Origin of the sequence: Marinobacterium profundum (assembly GCF_001528745.1) — a bacterium.
Lineage (GTDB): Bacteria > Pseudomonadota > Gammaproteobacteria > Pseudomonadales > Balneatricaceae > Marinobacterium_A > Marinobacterium_A profundum.
This window is the reverse complement of the sequence record NZ_BCNS01000039.1, coordinates 1-3,004: the sequence shown is the minus strand read 5'-3', so window position 1 is coordinate 3,004 and position 3,004 is coordinate 1. Positions and strand designations below refer to the sequence as shown.

General features: G+C 58.7%; 2 protein-coding genes and 1 pseudogene. All 3 read right to left on the bottom strand.

Features of this window, described 5'->3' with window-relative positions; all coding sequences use genetic code 11:
* Positions 1-61: 61 nt before the first annotated feature.
* A pseudogene (locus MPRO_RS02640) lies at positions 62-844 on the bottom strand (ABC transporter ATP-binding protein); the annotation flags it as partial.
* A 94-nt stretch (positions 845-938) separates the two neighbouring features.
* Entirely contained in the window at positions 939-1,772 is an 834-nt protein-coding gene (locus MPRO_RS02635; RefSeq protein WP_067286604.1) for a carbohydrate ABC transporter permease, read from the bottom strand.
* 113 nt (positions 1,773-1,885) lie between these two features.
* Positions 1,886-2,728: a carbohydrate ABC transporter permease gene (locus tag MPRO_RS02630; RefSeq protein ID WP_245635012.1), complete on the bottom strand. Its 843-nt coding sequence runs from the start codon at positions 2,726-2,728 to the stop codon at positions 1,886-1,888.
* Positions 2,729-3,004 lie beyond the last annotated feature (276 nt).

Genomic DNA, 3,004 nt, shown 5'->3' with positions numbered 1-3,004 from the left:
TTATGACGTGAGTAGTTGGTGGTATGGGTCATAGTGGTTATAGGAGAAGCTGATATTCCGGGCCGCATTCCAGGGCTACTGTCACGTCGCTGCTGCTGACCGCGCTGACTTTGCCTTTGAGGAAGGCCATTTTCGGCGTGCCGATAAAGCCTGCCACGAACTGGTTCACCGGGTGGTGGTAGAGTTCCAGCGGCGAGCCGACCTGCTCGACGCGACCGGCATTCAGGACCACCACCTTGTCGGCCAGGGTCATGGCTTCGACCTGGTCGTGGGTGACGTAGATCATGGTGGCGTTGAGTTCCTTGTGCAGCCGCGCCAGTTCCAGGCGCATCAGTACACGCAGGGCGGCGTCGAGGTTGGACAGCGGCTCGTCGAACAGGAAAACCTTGGGGTTACGCACTATGGCGCGGCCTATGGCAACGCGCTGGCGCTGACCACCGGACAGGGCTTTGGGCTTGCGCTCCAGCAGGGGGCCCAGCTCCAGTACCTTGGCGGCGTCGTCGACCTTGCGCTGGACTTCGGTCTTGTCGATGCCGGCCAGGTCGAGTGCGAAGGACATGTTCTTGCGCACGGTCATGTGGGGATAAAGAGCGTAGCTCTGGAATACCATGGCCAGGTCGCGCTTGGCCGGGGCCACGTCGGTGATTTCGCGCTCATCCAGGTGAATAGTGCCGCTGGTGACTTCTTCCAGACCGGCAATCAGGCGCAGCAGGGTCGACTTGCCGCAGCCCGAGGGCCCGACAAAGACGACGAATTCGTGATCCTTGATGTCCAGGTCGATGCCTTTGATGATATGAACGTCGTCAAAGCTTTTTTTCAGGTTGCGAATCGTCAAATCAGACATGGTAAAACCTCTTTCTTATTAGTCGCTGCCGGTTAGGTCACGGCAGCGGACAGTATTGGGTGTTGTTACTTGGCGCTGTTATTTCACGCCGCTGTTACTTAACGGCGCCGAAGGACAGGCCGCGGACCAGTTGTTTCTGACTCAGCCAGCCGAAGATCAGGATAGGGGCACAGGCCAGCGTCGATACGGCGGACAGCTTGGCCCAGAAGAGCCCTTCGGGACTGGAGTAGGACGCCACCAGAGCGGTCAGCGGGGCGGCCGACGAGGCGGTGAGGTTCAGTGACCAGAAGGCTTCGTTCCAGCTCAGGATCAGTGACAGCAGTACCGTGGAGGCCAGGCCGCCCTTGCTGATCGGCAGCAGCACGCGGTAGATCTCCTGCAGTGCGGTGGCACCATCGAGACGGGCCGCTTCGAGGATTTCCTTGGGGATTTCCTTGAAGTAGGTGTACACCATCCAGACCATGATCGGCAGGTTGATCAGGGTGTAGATGATCACCAGGCCGGTTTTGGTATCCAGCAGACCTGCATCCTTGAACAGCAGGTAGATGGGCACCAGCACGCCGACGGGCGGCAGCATCTTGGTGGACAGCATCCACAGCAGGGTTGACTTGGTGCGCTTGGTTTCGAAAAACGCCATTGAGTAGGCTGCAGGTACGGCCAGCAGCATGCCCAGCAGGGTCGAACCAAAGGACACGACGACCGAGTTCCAGGCGAAGTGGAAGTAGTCACTGCGCTGGTCAATTTCCAGGTAGTTCTCCATCGTCGGCGTGAAGAACAGCTGCGGCGGCGTGGCGAAGGCATCGATTTCGGTTTTGAAGCTGGTCAGTATCATCCAGAAGATCGGGAAGAAGATGGTCAGCGCCACCAGCCAGGCCAGCGCACCCAGCAGAACGACCTGCAGCTGGCGGCCTTGTTTTAATGTCAGCATGATGTGGCCTCCTGTGCCTTGTCGGTGAGCGTGCTTGTCATATGAGCGCCGATCATCCGGATCAGGATGGATGGCTCTGTGCGATATTGTTTTAATGTCAGCATCACGACCTCCTAAGCCTTATCTGTAAGATTCTTGCCGATCATCCGAATCAGGATGAAGGCGGCAACGTTGGCGAGCAGTACTGCGACCAGACCACCGGCCGAAGCCAGGCCGACGTCGAACTGCAGCAGTGCCTGGCTATAAATGAGGTAGGCCAGGTTGGTGGTCTCGTAGCCCGGGCCACCGCCGGTCGTGGTAAAGATTTCGGCAAAGATCGACAGCAGGAAGATGGTCTCGATCATCACCACCACGGCAATCGGGCGTGCCAGGTGCGGCAGGGTGATGTGCCAGAAGATGGAGACGGGGCCTGCGCCATCAAGGCGGGCCGCATCCTTCTGTTCCTGGTCCAGTGACTGCATGGCGGTCATCAGCAGCAGCACGGCGAAGGGCACCCACTGCCAGGATACGATCATGATGATGGCCTCCATCGGATAGGTGGAGAACCAGTCAATGGGTTGGGCGCCAAAGAAGCGCCAGACTGCGGCGAAGACCCCGGATACCGGGTGCAGCAGCAGGTTCTTCCACACCAGCGCACTCACGGTGGGCATGATGAAGAAGGGAGAAATCAGCAGTACGCGCACGATACCGCGGCCCCAGAAAGGGGTATCCACCAGCACCGCAATCAGTACTCCGACGACGACACTGATAATCAGTACCGAACACACCAGCAGCAAGGTGTTCGCCATGCCGGCGGTAAAGCCTTCGTCGGTCAGAAAGAAGGCAAAGTTTTCCAGGCCGACAAAGTCGTTATCGCCCGGGTACAGCAGGTTGTAGCGAATCAGGGAAAAATACAGGGTCATGGCGAGAGGAACCGCCATCCAGACCAGCAGGACCAGCACCGAAGGTGACACCATGGCCAGGCTGAGACGGCTCTGTCGGCGTTTTTCCGCCTTAACGGTTAGCGACGACGAGGCGTCAGCCGTCCCCTCGGCTTGCAGACTTGAGATGCTCATGGGAAGTGCTCATATTTTAGTTATTCGGAGGATCGACACAGGGGTGTCGGGCAGGCGGGCACCGACCGGTGCCTGCCTGCTGTCGTGCGCCTTAAACGTTAAGGCGTAAAGCGTTTACTGGTAGTAGCGGGCACGCTTCATCTCGCGCTCAGTGACAGACTGCGAGCTGGTCAGGGC